The following is a 21,424-nucleotide window of genomic DNA, read 5'->3' on the forward strand; positions in this document are numbered from 1 at the left end:
CAATGCTGTTGCGTACATTGGAAAAGGGCTTTAGCCGCTGCTTCACCGAGATTTTTTCTACGCTGTGTTAATGCACTGGGCGCAACGAATGGCTTACCTGAGCGGTCAACAATGTCGAGCATGTTGACGATATCAGCCATAGATTTGTCGTTATAAATAGCCATTCCAACTAATAGCCACGCCATCGACTCCAAAGTCAGTTTACGCTTTCTCAGGGTGACAGTATCTGTCAGCTCATAGGCATTTTTTATTAACTCAATCGGTAGGAGGTCAGCGAGAGTTTCAACTTTATTTGGTTTGTAGTTATTGATGATATCGAGGGCTTGAGAAACGTGCATAAAAAAATCCGATAAACAGGGTCTATCGGATTTTTACATGTTGGTAGGATCATTCAACTGATCTGCCGATTATTGTCTTAACTGATCGGCATTAGAGCCTCGGAGGCTCCTTTTTTATTAAAGCTTTACATGAATTGGTCGATATAAGAGCAATCGTGAGTTTTATTCATATTTTTGTAAGCGAAGGTCTATGGCTATAACTGTTAATACAAATGTCTCAGCGCTGGTGGCTCAGAGAAATATCTCTAATGCCAACAACATGCTGAATCAATCTTTGGAGCGCTTGGCTTCTGGGAGTCGTATTAATAGTGCCAAAGACGACGCTGCAGGCCTACAAATCTCGAATCGACTAGAAGCGCAGATGAGCGGTATTGATGTCGCAGTTCGAAACGCTAACGACGGCATCTCAATTATGCAGACTGCAGAAGGCGCGATGAATGAAACCACCAATATCATGCAACGCATGCGTGACTTGTCTCTACAAGCGAGCAACGGTTCGAACAGTTCATCGGAACGAATCGCCATTCAAGAAGAAGTCACCGCCTTAAATGATGAGCTAAATCGCATCGCAGAGACGACTTCATTTGGTGGAAAAAAACTCCTTAACGGTAGCTTTGGTAGCACATCATTTCAGATTGGTGGCAGTTCTGGTGAAGCAGTGCAAATTGGCCTGAAAAGCATGCGTACTGATGACATCAATATGGGTGGTTTTAGTTATGTTGCCAGTGGTATGGCAAGTGACTCATGGCAAGTGAAATCCAATCAGAATGATATGACGATGTCTTTCACGGATCGTTTTGGCCAGCCACAAGCGATCACCATTAACGCGAAAGCGGGTGATGATATCGAAGAGCTGGCGACTTATATCAATGGTCAAACGGATCTCGTGTCCGCTTCTGTCAATGATGACGGCCAGCTACAGATTTACATGTCAGGTGAAGACACCGCAGGCACGATAGCTTTTTCAGGTTCGTTAGCCAATGAACTCTCAATGTCTGCGGGTTATTATGAGTCCGTCGATGACATCAATGTCACGGATGTTGGTGGGGCGCAACGCGCAGTCTCTATCTTAGATACCGCAATGAAGTATGTGGACAGTCATCGCTCGGAACTTGGTGCCATGCAAAACCGTTTTGATCATGCCATCAATAATCTCGAAAACGTTCATGAAAACTTAGCGACCTCAAACAGTCGAATCAAAGATACTGACTACGCTAAAGAAACCACGCAAATGCTCAAGCAACAAATTCTGCAACAAGTTAGTACCACTATTTTGGCTCAAGCAAAGCAAGCGCCAAACCTCGCTCTAACCCTACTGGGCTAATACATTCTTCTCGTTTGTTTGATGTAATTTGGGCTTGCTTCGGATTTTGCTGAATCAATATCGTATTTTTTGCCCGACCGACTTTCCGACAACTTTAGCGCTTTTCTTATCTTTTTTTGATAATTTAACGACCTGTCACGCTTTCTCATCCTTTAACGCTATTTTGTTAATTTTATTGTTTTTTTTCTAAAGCTTTCGCCATCAGTGCCGTTATTAAAAGTAACTTAGAGATAACAACTTGGTTTTCCGAGACGTCGGAAACCGCGATACCGGAAAATCAATTGGAGAAACCACATGGCAGTGAATGTAAATACCAACGTTTCAGCGATGACTGCACAACGTTACCTAAACAACGCAAACAGCGCACAGCAAACATCAATGGAGCGTCTTGCTTCTGGCTCTAAAATCAACAGTGCAAAAGATGACGCTGCGGGCCTACAAATCTCGAACCGTTTGAACGTTCAAAGCCGTGGCCTAGATGTTGCGGTACGTAACGCGAACGACGGTATCTCTATTGCACAAACAGCGGAAGGTGCAATGAACGAGACAACTAACATCCTGCAACGTATGCGTGATTTGTCTCTACAATCTTCAAACGGCTCAAACTCTAAATCTGAGCGTGTCGCGATTCAAGAAGAAGTCACCGCGCTAAACGACGAACTAAACCGTATCGCGGAAACGACATCTTTTGGTGGCAACAAGCTGCTTAACGGTACTCACGGTACTAAATCATTCCAAATCGGTGCGGATAACGGTGAAGCTGTGATGCTTCAACTGAAAGACATGCGCTCTGACAACGCTCAGATGGGTGGCAAGAGCTACCAAACGGATAACGCAAAAGACAAAGACTGGAGTGTTCAAGCGGGCTCTAACGACCTGAAACTATCGTTCACTGACAACTTCGGTCAAGCGCAAGAAATCGATATCAACGCAAAAGCGGGTGACGACATCGAAGAGCTCGCAACCTACATCAACGGTCAGCAAGATTCGATTAAAGCGTCGGTTACTGAAGACGGTAAGCTGCAAATGTTTGCGGGCAACAACAACGTTGAAGGTGAAGTGGCATTCTCAGGCAGCCTAGCAGGTGAACTTGGTATGCAACCAGCTAAAGATGTAACGGTTGATACGATTGATGTAACTTCTGTTGGCGGCGCACAAGAGTCGGTAGCAGTCATTGATGCAGCGCTTAAGTATGTTGACAGCCACCGTGCAGAACTGGGTGCTTTCCAAAACCGTTTCGACCACGCTATCAGCAACTTAGACAACATTAACGAGAACGTTAACGCCTCTAAGAGCCGTATTAAAGATACCGATTTCGCGAAAGAAACGACTCAGATGACTAAGTCTCAAATCCTTTCTCAAGCTTCAAGCTCGATTCTTGCTCAAGCGAAGCAAGCGCCGAACTCGGCACTTAGCCTACTAGGTTAATCGATTGATAGGCCGCGTTGACTATAGCGTTGTTTATCATAGTCGTTAACGTTCGGCTTCCACAAATTAGCTCGTGGTGAGAGATGAGCGCTAAACTGACCCAGCTTCGGCTGGGTTTTTTATTGCCTGCGGTTCAGCAAACGCTGCCCGAAGGGTTCGGCTAAAAGCGTTTTACTCTTTGTTGAGGGAGATTTGCTTAGAGTGACTAGGCTACTTCTCCCTCGCCGCGATTAAAACGCTTTTATCTCGAACAAAATTTAACCACGAAAGATCAACACGCCCTAGTATCTTTTGAAAGTATCAGTGCGATTGGTGTCAGATATTGGAACAAATATAGCAGACACAAAAAACGCTACCCTTAGGTAGCGCTTTAATTAAAGTCTTTAAGTAATTTTAATTACTTAGTTACTTTAAGAACTGGAGTTTCGCCAACCGTTACAGAACCAGAAAGCTTGTTCAGCTCCTTGATTTCGTCCATGTTAGAGATAACAACTGGAGTCAGCGTAGATTTCGCTTTCTCTTCTAGAAGTGCTAGGTCGAAAGTGATGATAGTGTCACCAGCTTTAACAGATTGACCTTCTTCCGCTACACGAGTGAAGCCTTCGCCTTTAAGTTCAACCGTATCGATACCGAAGTGAACGAAAAGCTCAACACCGTCGTCAGACTCGATAGAGAATGCGTGGTTAGTTTCGAAGATTTTACCGATAGTACCGTTAACTGGAGCTACCATTTTGTCGCCAGCTGGTTTGATAGCGATGCCATCACCAACGATTTTCTCTGCGAAAACGACATCTGGCACGTCTTCGATGTTTACGATTTCACCAGAAAGAGGTGCGATGATTTCGATTGCACCAGCATCAGCGCTGTCATCAGATACAAGCTTTTTCAGTTTGTCAAACAGACCCATTGTGTCATGCTCCTAACGTTTAGTTTTATCCTGAAGAATATACTATACCAATCTAATAAATTAGACGACTACTTTTAGCCGCCCAACTTTATTAAGCTATTGGTGGTTACTGAGTTTTCTCAGCGATGAATTTTTCTACGCAAGCTTCAATTTCTGCAGCTGTTGGTAGCGATAATGCTTCGTCTGCCATCGCTTTAACTTCAACGAAGTTAGAGTTACGGATGACTTTCTTCACTTTAGGGATAGAGATACCGCTCATCGAGAACTCATCAAGCCCCATACCTAGAAGAAGCAGCGTTGCACGCTCATCACCCGCAAGCTCACCACACATACCAGTCCACTTACCTTCAGCGTGTGATGCGTCGATCACTTGCTTAATGACTGTCAGAACAGCAGGAGATAGTGGATTGTATAGGTGAGAAATCATTTCGTTACCACGGTCTACCGCAAGAGTGTATTGCGTTAGGTCATTAGTACCGATAGAGAAGAAAGAGACTTCTTTCGCTAGGTGGTGTGCGATTGCAGCAGCTGCTGGAGTCTCAACCATTACGCCGATTTCGATCTCTTCATCGAAAGCTAGGCCTTCAGTGCGAAGTTCAACTTTGTACTCTTCGATTGCTTTTTTCAGTTCACGGATCTCTTCAACAGAAATGATCATTGGGAACATGATACGCAGTTTACCGTGTGCAGATGCACGTAGGATACCACGCAGTTGGTCACGTAGGATTTCACGACGATCTAAGCTGATACGTACTGCACGCCAGCCTAGGAAAGGATTCATCTCTTGTGGAAGATCCATGTATGGGAGATCTTTATCGCCACCGATATCCATAGTACGGATGATCACTGACTCACCGTTCATGGCTTCAGCGACTTCTTTATAAGCCACGTATTGCTCTTCTTCTGTAGGAAGTGCATCACGGTCCATAAATAGGAATTCAGTACGGTACAGACCAACGCCTTCACCGCCATTACGCAGGATACCGTCACAGTCTTTTACGGTACCGATGTTGCCACAAACTTCTACACGGTGACCGTCTAGAGTTTCAGCATGCAAATCTTTTAGTTTTGCTAGTTCAGCCGCTTCTGCTTCGAAATCTGCTTTGATTTTCTTAGCTTCGGTTAGTTGAGCTTCAGAAGGGTTGATGATGATCTTGTTGTTCATCGCGTCTAGCACAAGCATGTCGCCGTTCTTAACTTGCTTAGTGATATCGTTAGTACCAACGATAGCTGGAAGCTCAAGAGAACGTGCCATGATTGAAGTATGAGAGGTACGACCGCCGATGTCACAAGCAAAACCAAGAACGTAGTCTAGGTTGATTTGTGCCGTTTCAGATGGCGTTAGGTCGTAAGCAACTAGGATCACTTCTTCATCGATGTCTGCTAGAGAAACAATGTTGATGCCTAGTGCATTTTTAACGAAGCGGGTACCGATATCACGGATATCAGTTGCACGTTCTTTTAGGTACTCATCATCAAGAGACTCTAGTGCAACAGCTTGCTCTTCGATCACCGTGTGGATCGCGTTGTCTGCGTGCATCTTGTCTTTCTTGATGAGTGCTAAAATCTCTTCTTCTAGCTCTTCATCTTCAAGCAGCATGATGTGCCCTTCAAAGATGGCTTCTTTTTCTTCACCAAAAGTTTCAAGTGCTTTTTGCTTAACAACTTCAAGTTGCTGAGAAGATTTGTTGCGAGCGTCAAAGAAACGCTGAACTTCTGCTTCTACTTGATCGTCAGAGATAGATTGAGTGTTTAGGACAATTTCATCTTCTTGAAGTAGTAGTGCTTTACCGAAAGCAATACCTGGAGATGCTAGGATGCCTGAAATCATAGCCTTACCTTAGTTGTTCAACTGTAAACGGGAGAGTGAGTGACTTTAAGTCGTCGACCAATGTCGCGCTTGTTGCTACCTATTTCGAACAAAGCCACTTTGCTATGCAAAATGGCTTTGAAAGAAGGAGACCGTATTAGTGTAGTTGATCCATAAGAGCAACTAGGTGGTCTACTGCTTGTTGAGCTTGAGGACCTTCAGCTGAAATAGTAACATTAGTGCCTTTTACTAGGCCTAACGTTTGTAGTTTGAACAGGCTTTTCGCGCTAGCGCTTTTGCCGTTAGAAGTCACTGTGATGTCAGCGTCGAAAGATTTTGCTTCTTTTACGAACTGCGCAGCTGGACGAGTGTGAAGGCCGTTTTCTGCTGTAATTTCTACTTGCTTCTCGTACATTTTATATACCCCAATTAATTTATTTTTTGTAAGTTTGTAACCAGATTAGCTTAACTACTTTAGCTCTAATGTGCTAAGTAGTACGCAATATTCGTGTTAGAACTTAGACTGGTTATAAATTTTTATCCAGCCACGGTTCTCTTTTGTTGAGCACTCATGACCTTCAGAATTTGTTTATTGCTTCTTTTATTTTGAAGCGAAAAATAAAACAGACTTGATAGTACCAAAGGTAGGGCAGGGATCAACAAAAAAGCCCCTAAAAGGGGCTTTTTTGTATGAAAAATTGATTTGACAACATATTACTGTTGGTTCTCTTTCTCTGTAAAGATACCAGCAAAGAGTGCAGTACTTAGGTAACGCTCACCCGAACTTGGTAGAACAGTGACGATAGTTTTTCCTGCAAATTCAGGAAGTTCCGCAATTCTATTTGCTGCTACTACCGCTGCTCCTGATGAGATTCCGGCAAGGATACCTTCCTCTTTCATCAGGCGTTGAGCCATCTCAATCGCTTCTTCAGAGGTCACTGACTCTACTCGGTCAATAATCTCTAAATCTAAGTTTCCAGGAATGAAACCAGCACCAATGCCCTGAATTTTGTGTGGCGCAGGTTTGATTTCTTCGCCCGCAAGCGCTTGAGCAATTACTGGAGACTCTGCTGGTTCAACCGCAACTGAAGTGATCGCTTTGCCTTTTTCACCTTTAATATAACGACTTGTACCTGTGATAGTGCCGCCTGTACCTACGCCCGCGACAAATACGTCGATTTCGCCGTCTGTTGCTTCCCAAATTTCAGGGCCAGTCGTCTGCTCGTGAATCTGTGGGTTTGCTGGGTTGTTGAACTGTTGCAATAGTAGGTACTTGTCTGGGTCTGAAGCAACAATCTCTTCTGCTTTAGCAATCGCGCCATTCATACCTTTTGGTGCTTCAGTGAGTACTAGGTTTGCGCCAAGTGCTTTAAGTAGTTTACGACGTTCTAGGCTCATTGATTCAGGCATAGTGAGCGTGAGTTTGTAACCGCGCGCTGCTGCTACGAATGCAAGTGCAACACCTGTGTTACCACTGGTAGGTTCAACAAGCTCGATACCTGGTTTCAGAGTCCCCGCTTTTTCTGCTTCCCAGATCATGTTTGAACCGATACGACATTTAACACTGAAGCTTGGGTTACGTGCTTCGATCTTCGCTAGGACGTTACCTTTACTTACTTTGTTAAGGCGTACCAGCGGTGTGTTACCAATCGTTAGGGTGTTGTCTTCGTAGATCTTGCTCATGCGATATTCCTTCATTTAATGATAGAACTAAACGTAGTATATCAATCACTTTACCGTCTAGTGTCTTTTGATGTTTGTTTAGCGTGAATTTAGATTAAACAAGTTGAAAAAAAGGTAAAAGGATTAAAAAGTTATATCATATAGATATGTAGCAGAATTCACGCCTATCTTTATTGAAATCAGAACTTCAAAAAGATAGGCGAATACAGAGGGGGAGAATTAGCGAGAGCGTAGAGCTTGGTCTTTAAACTCAACAACCCACATCGCGGTTGCACCACATACGGCTACGGGCATTACAATCAGGTTTAAAATTGGAATGGTCGTAAATACCGAGACCAGTGCGCCGAAGCTGTAGCTTTTGCCTTGTTTTTTCTTCAAACACAGTCTCATGTCATCAAATTTAACCTTATGGTTATCGAATGGGTAATCCGCGTACTGGATAGCAAGCATCCATGCTGTGAAGATAAACCACAAAAATGGTGCAACGGTTTGCCCTAGCGCTGGAATTAACAATAGCAAGAATAGCCCGATCGCTTTGGGCAAAACGTAAACCAGCTTGCGCCATTCTCTTGCGAGTATGCGGGGGGTGTCTTTAAGTACATCCAGTAAACCATCGTCATTGACTTTTTGGCCACTCAGTAGCTCTTCGACTTTTTCGGCGAGCAAGCCGTTGAAAGGGGCGGCAATGAAGTTAGCGAGCGTACTGAAAAAATAAGAAAACGTCGCTAAGACGGTCAATACTAATAGTGGCCATAAAATGTATGACAACCAAGATAAGAAGCTTGGCAGTGCGCCTATCCAGCCTTCGATCCAAATGTTTAGGTTGGAGAAAATATAAAACAAGGCACCACCAACCAGCAATACGTTAGCGAGAAGAGGCAGTAGTACAAACTTACGAATGCTCGGTGATAAAGCGATTTTTATTCCGAAAATAAAATAGCCAAAGCCGGAGCGGGGAACAGATTCAATAGTCATATTTAAATTAGGTCACATGTGAATTTGGTTAAATAGCAAACATGTCTAGTGTACTCGACCAAAATTAAGAAAAAAAGCGTGGTGAAAATCACACCATGTAAGGAACTAATTGTATTAAGTTGTTCTAAAACAGTGGCTACTTTTGATAGAGTAGTGAGATTAGCCAAATTAACCCAACTTAGTGACAGCGTGCGTATCGCTAGTTGACTAAGAAAGCTGAGAGCGAAAAATGCAGGAATTGCGATTTGTACTCATTATTGTTGGCGCATTAGCTATCGCCGCATTATTGTTCCATGGTCTATGGACGAGTAAAAAAGAAGGGAAAGCAAAGTTTGGCGATAAGCCGCTTGGTAAGCTTGATAACGACGACTTAGATGAAGCAGAAACGATCCCAAACCGTTCATTCGCCCCAGAAGATGATTTTGAGATAATCCGAAAAGAACGTAAAGAGCCGGACTTTGCTGTTTCACCGTCTGCGGCTGATCCGCTGATCGACTCAGATCCACTCACCGCACCAGTCATGAAAGAAGCGCATCAAGATGACATCGAATTGAATGATCTTCCCTCTTTCAGCGTTGAAGACTCAATTAAGGTTGAAAGCGAACCTGAAGTGATTGAGGAGCAGAAGGTGATTGAGCCTGAAGTGCCTAGCTTTGAGTTAACCGATGAACAAAAAGAAAACCACGCAGGTTTTCAAGAGCAATACGGTTCATTTAATGAACAAACCGATGAAGCTATTAATGCCTCATTAACGGCAACCGATGCCTTTAATTCAACCGATGCATTGGCGGCAACAAATGCGCCGTCGACGAGTGAACCTTTGGCCGTGAAAGAAGCGGTTGTTTCGCAAAGCTCTGCCTCTATTGAAGATACGAGTTCAGATGAAGAGCTTGGGTTAGAGGTCATCGTACTTAACGTTCATTGTGCGGGTGACGCGCCGTTTGTAGGGACTCAACTTTTCCGTAGCATGGAGAATAACGGCTTAACCTATGGTGAGATGTCTATCTACCACTGCTTTGCACAATCGACTAACACACCTAAAGTTATATTCAGTGTTGCGAACATGATGCAGCCGGGTACGCTAGAGCATGATGATCCTGCCAGCTTTACCACCAAAGGCATTTCGTTCTTCATGACGTTGCCATGTTACGGTCAAGCCGATCAAAACTTTAATGTGATGCTAAGAACGGCGCAGAAAATCGCCGATGATATGGGTGGTAACGTTTTGGATGAGTCGCGTAATTTGATGACGCCAAATCGATTGTCTGATTACCGTAAGCAGATCAGGGACTTTATGACGGAAGCGGATGCTTAGACGTATAGTTTAGCCTTGTAAATAATCTATATTTATAGAAAAGGGCTCCTCAGGGAGCCCTTTTTGATATTTCAATCACGACAGAGAATGATATGAAAGAATCGATTCAAGTGACCTTAGAGCAGTTAAGAGCAACACTGCACTATCATGCCGTTCGTTATTACGTAGAAGATAGCCCAGAGATCCCTGATGTAGAGTACGATCGATTAATGCAACAGTTGCTAACGATCGAAGCTGAGCACCCAGAGTTGGTGACGGTAGACTCACCGAGCCAGCGTGTGGGTGGACAGCCATTAGACGGGTTCACGCAAGTGACTCATGAGATCCCAATGCTTTCTCTAGACAACGCTTTCTCTGATGAGGATTTAGATGCGTTTAATAAACGTATGTCTGACAGAGCGCCAGCAGCCAACCTTAAAACCTTCTGTTGTGAGCCTAAACTTGATGGCCTAGCGGTGAGCTTACTCTATGTGAATGGCACTTTAGTTCAGGCTGCGACACGAGGAGATGGTGCGACGGGTGAAAATATCACTGAAAACGTACGCACCATCAGCTCGATTCCACTTAAGTTGCAAGGCGAAGGCTGGCCAGAGCGTATCGAAGTTCGTGGTGAAGTGTTTATGCCAAAAGCAGGCTTTGACAAGCTGAATGAACTAGCGTTGAAGAAGGGTGAGAAAGTCTTCGTTAATCCGCGTAATGCCGCCGCTGGAAGCTTGCGTCAACTCGATTCACGTATTACAGCGAAACGTCCACTGGCTTTCTACGCTTACAGTGTCGGTGTGGTACAAGGCGCTGAGCTTTCAAATAGCCACTATCAACGCTTCCTGCAGTTGAAAGGGTGGGGCTTGCCGATGTGTCCAGAAACTAAGCAGCTATGTTCGCTTGAGGACGTAAAGGCGTACTACCAAGATATCATGACTCGTCGTGATGCTCTCGCTTACGAAATTGATGGGGTGGTGATTAAGGTTGATGACATTGCCGCACAAGAAACTCTCGGTTTTGTTGCGCGAGCACCTCGCTGGGCAATTGCATACAAGTTCCCAGCTCAAGAAGAGATCACTCTGCTTAACGATGTTGAGTTTCAGGTAGGCCGTACAGGCGCTATTACGCCCGTTGCTAAGCTTGAACCGATCTTTGTCGGTGGTGTGACGGTGAGTAATGCCACGCTACACAACGCCGATGAGATTGCTCGTTTAGGTGTGAAGGTCGGTGATAGCGTTATTATTCGTCGCGCTGGTGATGTCATTCCACAGATCGTCGCGGTTGTACAAGATCGTCGTCCTGAGACAGCGAAAGACATTGTCTTCCCTGATGCTTGCCCTGTATGCAGTTCTGCGGTTGAGCGTGTTGAAGGTGAAGCGGTAGCGCGTTGTACTGGTGGTTTAGTGTGTCAGGCGCAGCGTAAAGAGGCGCTTAAGCACTTTGTGTCGAGAAAAGCTCTGGATGTAGACGGCCTTGGCGTAAAAGTGATCGAGCAGCTTGTGGACCGTGAAATGGTCGCAACGCCAGCAGACTTATTTAAACTCAGTGCGGGCGTGATTACGGTTCTTGACCGTATGGGACCGAAATCGGCACAGAATGTAGTGAATGCACTTAATAAAGCCAAAGACACAACTTTGGCGCGTTTCCTCTATTCATTGGGTATTCGTGAAGTCGGTGAAGCAACGGCGATGAATCTAGCACAACACTTTAAAACGTTAGACTTGGTTCAAGCCGCGACTCATGAACAATTAGTTGAAGTGTCCGATATTGGTGACATTGTGGCTAGTCACATTACCAGTTTCTTCTCACAAGAGAAAAATAGAGCCGTAGTTGAGCAATTGCTAGAACTTGGCGTTAATTGGCCAGTTATTGAAGAAACGGCAGATGACCAAGAATTACCATTAGAAGGTAAAGTGGTGGTATTAACTGGGTCTTTATCTCAGTTAGGTCGAAGTGAAGCGAAAGCCGCATTACAAGCGCTGGGTGCGAAAGTCACAGGTAGCGTCTCTAAGAAAACCGATATCTTGTTTGCAGGTGAAGCGGCAGGATCTAAATTAACCAAAGCACAAGATTTGGGTATCGAAATAAGAACAGAACAAGATTTACTCGCTCTAATTTCATAAGTTAATTCAGCGAAATAAACCATAAAGGCACTCCTTTTTAAGGCGTGCCTTTTTTGTAACTTTTATAAAGTGTTGAGCTTTTTAATCATTGGAAACTTTGTCTATATACGAACTGCTAAATCAGGACTGTGACGCTGCTCAATATTAATTATACATCGTTCTAATTGCACAAAATTTGCGAGTCATATCTATATTTTGCATGAGTTACTTTGGTTAAGTTGTTGTTATTTATGTGTTTATATTAATTTAGCTATTAATTCCTTTATTTGTAGATCAGGATCACTAACTAGGGTGTAAATTTGCACCAACTCATATTTTTTTAGATAAAAATTAAGTTCTCATTGATATTTTTTTTGGTGAAGTTAGTCTTAGTGTCATGGATACACGATGTGTATGACCAGAAAAGGAAATAGAGAATTCAGTACTAGGGGGTTCTCAAACAAGAAAAGGTATTTCTGTCTACGGCGGCCAACTTTAGGCGGGAAATATTCAAACAGCTATATCCATTTTTAGGAGTTTTATTCCATGGAAAAAAAAATTTTCAAACGTACTCTACTAGGTACATCCGTTGCTCTTTTATCGACAGGCGTAATGGCGAAAGAAGTTGGTATCAACTCTGACTTCAACGTTGACGTATACGGTGTTGCAGCTATCTCTTTAGTTAACTACAACACTACAGATCAAGATGATGCGAGCAGCGGTTATGTGGTCGAAAACGAATCTCGTATCGGCTTCCGTGCTCATAAAGATATGTTTGATGATGTACTAATCACAATGCAAATCGAATCTGGCTATGTAGATAGCACAGACTGGCCTCATGGTGGTGTTTCAGGTGGTGTGCTAGGTTTCCGTGATACTTTCATCGGTGCATCTGGCTCTTGGGGTAACTTACGTGTGGGTCGTGTTCTTACGCCACTATACGAAATCGTTGATTGGCCATACTCTAACCCAGGTCTAGGCTCTGTATTCGATTGGGGCGGCATCAACGGCCACTATGATCGTCAATCTAACCAAGTTCGTTACGATTCTCCAAAATTCGGCGGTTTTTCTTTTGCAGCTTCTGTTGGTCGTGATGATAACGACAACGGTGGTGGTGCGGCGACTCGTGATGCAAACTTTGTCGGTGCAAGCGCAAAGTACAGCTTTGAAAAAGTAACATTCATGGGTGGTGTAGAATCTGGTACACGTGTCGTTGGCGATACAGCTGAGTCTTGTGTATTTGACCCTGATGCACCAGGTACACCGGATTGTACAGCTGCGGTAGATGGGTATAAGGATGACACATTTGCTTATATTGTTGGCTTTGAAGCAAGCCTACCAGCAGGCTTCGGTATTGCAGCAGCATACAAAGGCGAAGAAATTGATAACGGTACTCGTAAGTACACCCAAGATTCATACTCTATCATTGGTCAATACTGGAACGGTCCATGGGGCTTTAAATTAGGCTACGCAGCGAATGATGATGCAGAGTTATCTGGTACAACTGCTTCTAATTCATCGCTAAAAGCGAGTGCAACAGATAAGAGTGATACTATTTCTGGTCAGCTTATGTACGTGAACAATGGTTTTGTACCTTACCTACGTGTAGCAAGCCGCAGTTTTACTGATAATGACCGTGGTGAAGTATCATCAGATATCGTAACTCGTATTGGTCTAGAATACGGTTTTTAAGCTAGAATCATCAGCTTAAACAGTTAGATAAAAATCAAAACGCTGGTAAATTTTTGCCAGCGTTTTTCCATAGTGAACATAAGGAATTAGTCATAATGAATAAAGTTAGTGTAGTTGTATTATCATTATTTTTGGGAGCTTGTAGTTCACTCGATTCACAAAGTAATTTTGCAGATTCAGTTGCAGATGTACAGTCAAAAGGTGACTATATTCAAGTGACTGGACAATCTTATGTCGCGGAAAGTAAAGCGAACGTCGGTGCTGATATCCTGAAATCTTCACTCTATTTTACATACAACAAAGAAGTAACGCAGAACTCGGCTCCAGAATCTTCAATTATCATGGATGTGAGTTACTTCCAGAGCTATAAAGAATACGAAACTGTAAGCTTTTTTGGCAAGACGATAGATCTTGAAGAGAGACAGGTTCCAAGAGAGACCTGCAGTGAACACTGCACAAAGACTCAATATATTAAATTTCCATTGAGCGAAGCTGACATCCAGCAAGCAAGAGAAAAGAACTTAGAATTTACACTTGATGGACAAAACTCAGCAATGAGTACAACGTTCATTGTGCCGAAAGCGTATATCGACACAATCTATAATGGCGCAAATAATCATACAGCTATCGCTGTTGCTCCAGTAGTGGTACCTGTTGCGACTGTAGTTGCTGAAGAACCAAAAGCGTCTCAAGCTCAACAGATGGTAAATTACTGGTATGGACAAGCGACGCCAGAAGAACAGTCAAAAGTGACGGATTGGGCATTCAAGAATCGTAAGAACGCTACCCCAGCATCACTAGAAGGCTCAAAAGAGATCGAAATGGTTTCATACTGGTTCAATAAGCTAGACAGTGAAGAAAAATCTCAAACGATGATTTGGTTGTTAGAGCAAGAGTAAGCCTTTAGCCTAAGCCTCAAACTATGTTTTTCAACCGCAGTATTGTATAACAGCAGTACTGCGGTTTTTCGTTTTAGATCGCACTCTTTGTTTTCGGTAACGTTTGAATTATAGGTAATAGAGTGAATATTGGTGAAGTAGCGAAACGTGTTGGTACAACAGCGAAATCCATTCGTTTTTACGAAAGTAAAGGCATGATGAGCCCCCCACATCGTTCAGAAAACGGCTACAGGCAATACAGCGAGATTCACATCGAACAGTTAGAGTTCGTGCTAAGAGCTAAAATGGTTGGATTTACCCTTGATGAGTGCAAATCACTGGTTGAGCTGGCAATGAACCCCAATAGAGAAAGCTATGAGGTAAAAAAGAAGGCAACGCAAAAGTTAGATGAAATAGAATTGAAGCTTGCTGAATTAAATACGATTAAGGCTCAGTTGCAATCTTGGGTGCATGATTGCCCTGGAGATGCCTCAAACGAATGTCCTATTTTGAATAATTTGTCAGGCCGAAAATAGATGACCTTTCTTTAAAATTTGTCTGGCAATCAAACAGTGTGTCAGGCAGTAAAGAGTATTACTGGCCTGACGTTCGTTACCTATCAAAGAACCTTTCCGCCATAGTGTTTGCAAATCAGCAATGGCACATGAGTGACTGCGTTTCCATCTGAACACTTCACAATAGGTCCCAAGTTACCATTGCCATTGCCATTACCATTACCTGTGCTCGCAATAGCACTTCCAAATGATAAGCTGAAGATCGCTGTTACAATAATTAAAATATGTTTCATATGAACTCCATAAGATTTATCTCTGATTGAGATAAGTCTTAGTATGAACAAGTAGAAAAAAAAATCAAAAATACGACGAACTTAACATTTTTAATAATTCTAATTAAGCAATTGCACGGTTCAGTATTCATATGTATTTTTGTCAATATAACGGGCTTTCTTATGCCTTTTGGCTGTTATTTAATTCTTTAACATTACCAAATAAATACTTATTTTATTTTTAATCCAATCTATCTTAATGATAAATATAATATTATTGCACTATTTAGACTGGCTGAGTCCGCATTTATTAACAGTACAGATTTTATATTTCTTTATGTTATAACGGTTCTATTATTAGAACTATTCCTTCTAATGCGACAATCTTAATTTCGGTGCCTGATGGGATATCTTGGCTGGCTCTTGCGGACCAAGAGGAGTCGCCGATTTTAATTCGACAGCTCCCTCTTTTTACTGCTTCAGTAAGAAACACGGTTTGACCTACCAGTTGTTTTTCTCTTTGGTTTAACTCGCGCCCCGCATCCGATTGTTTATCATTCGACAGTTGCCTTCTCCACCACAACCAAGTAGTCATAAGAGAGAAGCTGGCAAAGGACAGCCATTGCATCTGCCAGCCAATAGGTAGAGCCCCCAAAAGTGCACCGACCAACATGGCAGATATACCTATCCATAAAAAGTAACCAGCGGTTCCAATCAGTTCAAGTGCAAGCAGAGCTAGACCAAATGCTAGCCAGTGCCAGTGGTTTACTTGCTCCAGTAATTCGACCATAAGTTAGTCCTTACTACCTTTGTCATTCTTATGCGAGAACATTTCTGCAATACCAGCGACAGAGCCCATTAGGCCTGTTGCTTCAAGTGGTAGCATGATGATTTTGCCGTTTTCAGCTTGGCCAATTGATTTTAGTGCGTCGGTATAGCCTTGTGCTATGAAGTAGTTTACTGCTTGCATGTCACCTTGAGCAATCGCCGTAGATACCATTTCTGTTGCTTTAGCTTCTGCTTCTGCAGCACGTTCACGAGCTTCAGCTTGAAGTATCGCGGCTTGTTTTTCACCTTCTGCTTTCAGGATCTCTGACTGCTTGTGACCTTCCGCTTTTAGGATTTCTGCTTGTCTTACGCCTTCTGCTTCTAGGATATCTGCACGTTTGTTTCGTTCGGCCTTCATCTGAGCATTCATCGCAGCGGTAAGATCGGCTGGTGGTTGTACGTCTTTAATTTCAATACGCGTAACTTTTACACCCCAAGGGTTGGTTGCTTCATCGACGATGTTAAGCAGTTTGGTATTGATCATGTCACGCTGGCTGAGCATTTCATCCAATTCCATAGAACCAAGTACAGTACGGATATTGGTGAGGGTTAAGTTACGAATCGCATGTTCAAGATCGTTCACTTCATAGGCTGCTTTAGGGGCATCGATAACCTGAACAAAACACACAGCATCAATCACTACGTTCGCGTTGTCTTTAGAGATGATTTCTTGAGCTGGGATGTCGAGAACACGCTCCATCATGCTGATGCGTTGTCCAACTTTATCAATAAATGGAATGATCAAATTTAAGCCCGGTCTTAGGGTATGTGTGTAACGACCGAAGCGTTCTACTGTCCAGTTATTGCCTTGTGGAACGGTTTTTACGCCGGCGAAAATAAACAACAGTGCGACGGCGGTAAAGACGCCAATAGTAATCAGTGTATCAATAGCCATACAAAATCCTTTGCAAGTTAAGTTTTGATAGTTCGTTATTGATATTGGCTCAGATTTAAAATCGGAGCAAATTTATAAATAAAAAGTAGGGCCATAAAATATTGATTTCATGGCCCTACTGGCATTTTTATATTCGATAAACTAATTGATTGAATTGTTAGTTTTCGAAGTGTTTTACAATGTTTAACTGACGTTGACGATTGTTAGGTCTACAGGGCTAGTAAAGTAGAGAGTACAACTGTCGACGGTACTTACTCGCCACCGTGTTGCCTTGTCCAAGCGCGCTTAAGATATCCATGAATTCTTTCTTCATGTCACCATCGAGAGTATTAAGGTCTTTTGCTAGGAAAGACCACAGCAGATCCATTGCTTCTTCGCTACGGTTCACTTGGTGGTATTGCAGTGCCAATTCAGAGGCTGTTTTAGCATCGCTTGGGTTTTGCTGAAGAGCGGATTCTAGTGCTTGAATCTCAGGGCTGTCTGCTGCCTGTTTATGAAGTTCCAGCTTCGCAACCAAGCCTTTGTAGTAGTTGTCTTGGTACTCAAGCGGGATGGTTGCTAGTTGAGTGTCGGCTAGGTCAAATTGCTGCGTTTCTAACAAACACTCTGCGATTGCCAGTTTTACTTCACCTTTATTTGTGAGTTCTGCAGGAAGCTGTTGCATTGCCGCAAATGCTTGAGTGTGCTCACCGGCTTGCATCTGTTCAAGAGCCTGACGCAATGCTAATTCATCTTGGCTAGGAAGGTGTTTGCTTAGCATATCAACGATGGCTTCTAAGCTTTGAGGCCCACCAAGCCCGTCGACAGGCTGACCGTTAACAAACAGGGCAATCGTAGGCAGTGCTTGAACACCAAATTGACTCGCAATGGCTTGCTCTTGTTCGCAATTTAATAGTGCTAGCGTGAACGCGCCATTGTATTGCTGAGTTAACGTTTGGAGTTCAGGAATGACTTGGGCGCTCTCTTGGCTCATTGGTGCCCAAAAATGGATGAGTACAGGGGTCTGCATCGAACCTTCTAATACTTGACGAAAGTTCTGCTCATTAAGTTCAACAATATGCGGAGATTGCATTTACGTTCCTTGAGGTTTGTTTTGTGGATACGTTGCAAATATGGGGTGAGAAGTCGGTAACTTCAAGATCTAACTCGGTTATCTTAGATAAAAAGCGCCAAAAATAGAAAAACGCCATGCTTCGATGTTGATAGGGTTGTTATCTCAACACGGAAGACACAGCGTTCTCATTGAGGTGTTCAGTGAGGTATTACTAAAGATATTCAAAACAGAATAAACAACGTAATAGCCAGCCCCACACCTACCCAATTGAGGCGGTTTAAAGTCATGAATTATCCAGAAGTAGCTTCATCAATTGGGAATAATTGATGAGATAGGCTAAATCATGACATCTTATTGTTACGAATAAATTACATCGTTACATTAAAGCTTGCGACTGTTGATTCAAAGTTAGTAAATTATGCGGCTTTTCTGAGAATAGGGTCTAGCAAACGGCTCGGAAGTAATCTTTTCAATACAGCAAACACCTTAGTGGGGGTAGTGACTCGGTATCTTAATTTTGGCTTATTGGCGGTGAGCGCGTGATAAACAGGTTCGATACAGCTTTCGGCAGGCAAAACAAACGCGTTATTCGATGACTCTTTCTCAAGTCGGACTTTTTGTTGTTGGTAAGCGTTTTGATGAACACTGCCTTCGATGCTGATCCACTTATTGAAAGCTTTTAAGGCGTTGGTTCTAAATTGGGTTTCGATTGGGCCGGGCTGCAGTAATGAAATGTGTATGCCACTGCCATGTAGCTCTAAACGTAGAGTGTCTGTCCAACCTTCGATTGCGAACTTTGATGCGTTGTAAGCACCGCGATATTTCATAGCGGCGAAGCCTAACACTGAACTGTTTTGTACGATGCGTCCTTCACCGCGTTCACGCATATGAGGAAGGATTTGGCAAACGAGATGATGCCAACCAAAGAAATTCGTCTCGAATTGTTCTCTTAGCCCTTGGGTTGGCAAGTCTTCGAGCGCGCCTGCTTGACCGTAAGCACCGTTATTAAATAACCCATACAAGCCATTTGGTGCGAGTTTTATCGCCAGCTCAGCGGCACTTTCAATACTTTCTTGATTGGCAAGATCGAGCTGGATACAGGTGAGCCCTTCGTCTAGAAGGCGTTGTACATCTTGTGGGTCACGACAAGATGCGATGACATGAAAACCACGTTGTTGAAGTGCATGAGCACAGGTATAGCCAATGCCCGTTGAGCTGCCCGTGATAAGAATCGACTTGTTCACACTTAATCCTTTTTAGAGTCTCTATTGCTATAGAGTAAAGAATTAACCCTGATGTTGTAATAAGTTTTTTAGCGCAGGCCCGAGCCGAGAGTAGCTGAATATAAAGCCAATCTCTGTGAGCTTTTTGGGTTTAGATCGAATACTGTCAAATAGCAGACAGGAAGACTCGCCCATCAGCAATGACATTGCCCATTTAGGGGTGAACAGGAAGTGCGGCCGGCGTAATTGCTTAGCGAGCGTGCTGCTGAATTGTTTGTTGGTGACTGGGTGCGGGGCACACATATTGAATTCACCTTGCGCGTGAGGGCTGGCTAGCAAGTGATTGATAGCTCTCACCATATCAAGTATGTGGATCCACGGCATATATTGCGTTCCAGAGCCGAGTGGCCCACCGACACCAAGCTTATACGGCATGAGCATTTTCTTTAAGGCCCCCCCGTTTTCCCCTAATACAATCCCCGTTCGTAGCAGTATCACGCGGGTGTGGTCTGATTGTGCTCTTTTTGCGATGTCTTCCCAGTGTGCACAGACTTTATGCGGAAAGCTCTCTCCCTCCACTTGCAGTGATTCATCAAAGGGTTGTTGCTGCTGGTTGCCATAATAGCCAACCGCAGAACCACTGATAAATATCTCCGGTGGTTTGCTACTGGCATGAATCAATTCGACCAGTTTTTCCGTGATATGCCAACGGCTATGGCAGATCTTCTCTTTTTGCTCTTTACTCCAGCGCTTGTCAGCGATGGGTTCACCAGCAAGGTTGATTACAGCATTGAAGTGATTCAGGTCACTGAGTTCATTAAGGGATTGAATGTAATGAAGGTTATTCTGATTTAGATGGCTTAGGTTTTGTTTCGCTTTTTCAGGATCCCTCGTCAGCAGTGTCACGTTGTCAGTGTTCCAACTCTTGACCAATTCAGAGCCTATAAACCCAGTACCGCCAGTTAACAATATTTTCATACCAATCTCCCTATTAAACATCATTATAGACATGGCTTGTTTTTTATCGCCAACCAATACAAAAAAATCACTATAGCGATCATACGGTTTCAATCATGTGGTACAAAATCACCGCGCCTTAAAATGGCTCCCTCAGTGAATTCAGGTCGATGGAGTTCGGGGGGACTGGTATCACATTTATGCACTTTACTCGAACCGCTTACCCACTGCGTAATATTTGTCACATCAGCAATGATAAGGTCATTGCCATGATTGCTAGTGAGTGATAACGCAGTCTAATCTTAGCAAAAAGGAGTTACGATGGCGGCAGTGCTTGCTTTGTTTCGATCCATGTTAGGCAGCCTGAGGGGTCTATTGCTAATCGTGGCAGTGATCACTTTCTTTCCGCTTGCTGTCCTGCAAGAGCCGCTTCCTCATCTTTTATCTATTTTGCTTTCAATTAGCGGTATTGCGCTCGTCTGTTTGAACGCTTTAGTATCAGCCGTGCCCCTGTGGTCAGTGACCATAAAATAGTCGGTATGGTTAGTTACAATAATATCGTATTCAACGGTATGGCGAGAGATGACGTGTAGCCGTTAGATACGTACAATAGGCTCACAAATTTTATGGAGAAGTTCGTGTGAAATTATTTTTTGCTTCTGACCTACACGGTTCACTACCAGCAACAGAAAAGGTACTAGAGTTATACCAAGCATCTGGTGCGCAATGTTTAATTCTATTGGGTGACATTCTGAATCATGGCCCTAGAAACCCGGTTCCAGAAGGGTACAACCCGCCGGCGGTTGCAGATAAGTTGAATGCGTTCTCTCAAGAGATCATTGCCGTGCGTGGCAACTGCGACAGTGAAGTGGATCAAATGCTGCTGTCTTTTCCTATGATGATGGATTATTCGTGGGTACTGCTTGAGTCAGGTCAGCGCATCTTCCTAACCCACGGACACTTGTACAACACCAGTAAGCGCCCTGCGCTGAAAGCGGGTGATATTATTGCTCACGGGCATACTCATGTTCCCGTTGCTGAATACCAAGACGACATATTTATTTTTAACCCTAGCTCGGTGACATTTCCACGAGAGGGTCATGCCGCGAGCTACGGCATATACGAAAACAGCACTTTCAAAGTGATTAGCCTTGCAGGTGATGATGTACTGGTGAGTGGCCAGCTTTAAATAAACTGAATCGGTCTCTGTTTCAAAAAGGTTTATTTTGAGTCTACGTGGCCAAAG

The 21,424-nt window shown here is 43.5% G+C and carries 20 protein-coding genes and 2 pseudogenes; 10 read left to right on the plus strand and 12 right to left on the minus strand.

The annotated features are described in order from the left end of the window. On the minus strand, positions 1–338 hold a 338-nt coding region (locus Q1A70_RS03680; protein WP_299696570.1), incomplete at its 3' end, for a transposase domain-containing protein. Between the two features lie 190 nt (positions 339–528). Between Q1A70_RS03680 and Q1A70_RS03685 the strand changes: the two genes are divergently transcribed. Both Q1A70_RS03685 and Q1A70_RS03690 read left to right on the plus strand, forming a co-directional pair. Next, positions 529–1,662 (plus strand): flagellin, encoded by a 1,134-nt coding sequence (locus tag Q1A70_RS03685; protein ID WP_299687219.1) that lies wholly within the window; start codon positions 529–531, stop codon positions 1,660–1,662. Positions 1,663–1,956: 294 nt separating this feature from the next. Then, positions 1,957–3,090: a flagellin gene (locus tag Q1A70_RS03690; RefSeq protein ID WP_299687218.1), complete on the plus strand. Its 1,134-nt coding sequence runs from the start codon at positions 1,957–1,959 to the stop codon at positions 3,088–3,090. Positions 3,091–3,487: 397 nt separating this feature from the next. On the opposite strand, the gene crr is transcribed toward Q1A70_RS03690, so the two are convergent. The 5 genes from crr to cysZ form a co-directional block, all read right to left on the minus strand. Further along, the gene (gene crr, locus Q1A70_RS03695; RefSeq protein WP_004737851.1) at positions 3,488–3,997 is read right to left on the minus strand and encodes a PTS glucose transporter subunit IIA; all 510 of its coding nucleotides are present in this window, start codon (positions 3,995–3,997) and stop codon (positions 3,488–3,490) included. Between the two features lie 106 nt (positions 3,998–4,103). Further along, the gene (gene ptsI / locus Q1A70_RS03700) at positions 4,104–5,828 is read right to left on the minus strand and encodes a phosphoenolpyruvate-protein phosphotransferase PtsI (RefSeq protein ID WP_299687217.1); all 1,725 of its coding nucleotides are present in this window, start codon (positions 5,826–5,828) and stop codon (positions 4,104–4,106) included. A gap of 136 nt (positions 5,829–5,964) precedes the next feature. After that, the gene (locus Q1A70_RS03705; protein ID WP_004734263.1) at positions 5,965–6,222 is read right to left on the minus strand and encodes an HPr family phosphocarrier protein; all 258 of its coding nucleotides are present in this window, start codon (positions 6,220–6,222) and stop codon (positions 5,965–5,967) included. A 299-nt stretch (positions 6,223–6,521) separates the two neighbouring features. Beyond that, on the minus strand, positions 6,522–7,490 hold the full coding sequence (gene cysK, locus Q1A70_RS03710) for a cysteine synthase A (protein ID WP_017061934.1): 969 nt from the start codon (positions 7,488–7,490) through the stop codon (positions 6,522–6,524). Between the two features lie 219 nt (positions 7,491–7,709). Further along, entirely contained in the window at positions 7,710–8,465 is a 756-nt protein-coding gene (cysZ, locus tag Q1A70_RS03715) for a sulfate transporter CysZ (protein WP_299687216.1), read from the minus strand. 229 nt (positions 8,466–8,694) lie between these two features. Between cysZ and zipA the strand changes: the two genes are divergently transcribed. The 5 genes from zipA to cueR all read left to right on the plus strand — a co-directional run bounded on the left by zipA (position 8,695) and on the right by cueR (position 14,970). Then, entirely contained in the window at positions 8,695–9,780 is a 1,086-nt protein-coding gene (gene zipA / locus Q1A70_RS03720; RefSeq protein ID WP_299687215.1) for a cell division protein ZipA, read from the plus strand. 92 nt (positions 9,781–9,872) lie between these two features. After that, positions 9,873–11,885, plus strand: coding sequence for an NAD-dependent DNA ligase LigA (gene ligA, locus Q1A70_RS03725; protein WP_299687214.1), 2,013 nt, complete (start codon positions 9,873–9,875; stop codon positions 11,883–11,885). A 525-nt stretch (positions 11,886–12,410) separates the two neighbouring features. After that, complete coding sequence (locus Q1A70_RS03730; protein WP_299687213.1) at positions 12,411–13,556, plus strand: porin; 1,146 nt, start codon at positions 12,411–12,413, stop codon at positions 13,554–13,556. 95 nt (positions 13,557–13,651) lie between these two features. Continuing rightward, positions 13,652–14,455 carry a DUF2057 family protein gene (locus Q1A70_RS03735; RefSeq protein WP_299687212.1) on the plus strand — a complete coding sequence of 268 codons (804 nt, stop codon included), beginning with the start codon at positions 13,652–13,654 and terminating at the stop codon, positions 14,453–14,455. Positions 14,456–14,577: 122 nt separating this feature from the next. Further along, positions 14,578–14,970: a Cu(I)-responsive transcriptional regulator gene (gene cueR / locus Q1A70_RS03740; protein WP_299687211.1), complete on the plus strand. Its 393-nt coding sequence runs from the start codon at positions 14,578–14,580 to the stop codon at positions 14,968–14,970. Positions 14,971–15,053: 83 nt separating this feature from the next. Here cueR and Q1A70_RS03745 read toward each other — a convergent pair whose 3' ends face one another. The 6 genes from Q1A70_RS03745 to Q1A70_RS03770 all read right to left on the minus strand — a co-directional run bounded on the left by Q1A70_RS03745 (position 15,054) and on the right by Q1A70_RS03770 (position 20,199). Beyond that, a complete protein-coding gene (locus Q1A70_RS03745; RefSeq protein WP_299687210.1) occupies positions 15,054–15,242 on the minus strand; it encodes a hypothetical protein in 189 nt (62 codons plus the stop codon). 319 nt (positions 15,243–15,561) lie between these two features. Next, on the minus strand, positions 15,562–16,011 hold the full coding sequence (locus tag Q1A70_RS03750; protein WP_299687208.1) for an NfeD family protein: 450 nt from the start codon (positions 16,009–16,011) through the stop codon (positions 15,562–15,564). Positions 16,012–16,014: 3 nt separating this feature from the next. Beyond that, entirely contained in the window at positions 16,015–16,944 is a 930-nt protein-coding gene (locus Q1A70_RS03755) for an SPFH domain-containing protein (RefSeq protein WP_299687206.1), read from the minus strand. 217 nt (positions 16,945–17,161) lie between these two features. Next, the gene (locus tag Q1A70_RS03760) at positions 17,162–18,016 is read right to left on the minus strand and encodes a co-chaperone YbbN (RefSeq protein WP_299687204.1); all 855 of its coding nucleotides are present in this window, start codon (positions 18,014–18,016) and stop codon (positions 17,162–17,164) included. Positions 18,017–18,414: 398 nt separating this feature from the next. Continuing rightward, positions 18,415–19,242 (minus strand): SDR family oxidoreductase, encoded by an 828-nt coding sequence (locus tag Q1A70_RS03765; protein ID WP_299687202.1) that lies wholly within the window; start codon positions 19,240–19,242, stop codon positions 18,415–18,417. 42 nt (positions 19,243–19,284) lie between these two features. Further along, entirely contained in the window at positions 19,285–20,199 is a 915-nt protein-coding gene (locus Q1A70_RS03770) for a TIGR01777 family oxidoreductase (RefSeq protein ID WP_299687200.1), read from the minus strand. A gap of 300 nt (positions 20,200–20,499) precedes the next feature. Here Q1A70_RS03770 and Q1A70_RS03775 point away from each other — a divergent pair. From Q1A70_RS03775 to yfcE, 3 genes and pseudogenes are all read left to right on the plus strand, one after another. Further along, positions 20,500–20,631: pseudogene (locus Q1A70_RS03775) on the plus strand (DUF1538 domain-containing protein); the annotation flags it as partial. Positions 20,632–20,636: 5 nt separating this feature from the next. Next, a pseudogene (locus Q1A70_RS03780) lies at positions 20,637–20,771 on the plus strand (CBS domain-containing protein); the annotation flags it as partial. A gap of 47 nt (positions 20,772–20,818) precedes the next feature. Then, on the plus strand, positions 20,819–21,367 hold the full coding sequence (yfcE, locus tag Q1A70_RS03785) for a phosphodiesterase (RefSeq protein WP_299687198.1): 549 nt from the start codon (positions 20,819–20,821) through the stop codon (positions 21,365–21,367). Positions 21,368–21,424 lie beyond the last annotated feature (57 nt).

This window comes from uncultured Vibrio sp., from assembly GCF_947488985.1.
Classification (GTDB): Bacteria; Pseudomonadota; Gammaproteobacteria; order Enterobacterales; family Vibrionaceae; genus Vibrio.